Annotated in this window: 1 pseudogene; it reads left to right on the top strand. The window is 57.3% G+C overall.

Annotated elements, in window-relative coordinates:
* Positions 1 to 12: 12 nt before the first annotated feature.
* Positions 13 to 531, top strand: a pseudogene (locus RMSM_RS26690) (hypothetical protein); the annotation flags it as partial.

The following is a 531-nucleotide window of genomic DNA, read 5'->3' as shown; positions in this document are numbered from 1 at the left end:
GATTTGGATGGGATGTCCTCGACGCAAGCGATCGAAGCCTACTTGGACGATGCCCGTCAAACGCTTGCAAAATTGGCTGGCCAAAGCGTGCAAGCCGCCGAAGCAATGGATTTGCTGGCTGCGATCTATCTGACCCGCGGCGACGATCGAACGTTGCCCAGCAGTACGTCACTGTGTCTGCGTCGCGCCGCTCTGCAAGGTCAACCGCAAAACGCGACGCTGGCTTCCAACCTGGGAATGCAATTAGCCCGTGTGGGCATGTTGACCGAAGCCCAACGTGTGCTCGAGCATTCCGTGTCATTGCAAAACGATCCGGCAACTCAGTCCGCTCTTGCCAGCGTGCTGCGGCAGCTCGGCCAATATCAGCAAGCGGAAAAAGTGAGTGTCGAATTGCAAGCGGCGAATTATCCCAGCACCCAATTTCCAAAGGGAATCCGAATCCCCGAAGTCATTCAGTTGACACCGGCCGAATTCGCAGCCGTTTCCAGTCCCGTCATGCAGTCGTCTGCCGCTTCGCCGCGAATCCCAGCT

This window comes from Rhodopirellula maiorica SM1, from assembly GCF_000346295.1.
Lineage (GTDB): Bacteria > Planctomycetota > Planctomycetia > Pirellulales > Pirellulaceae > Novipirellula > Novipirellula maiorica.
The sequence above is the reverse complement of the archived record's forward strand: the minus strand, read 5'-3'. Positions and strand labels throughout refer to the sequence as shown.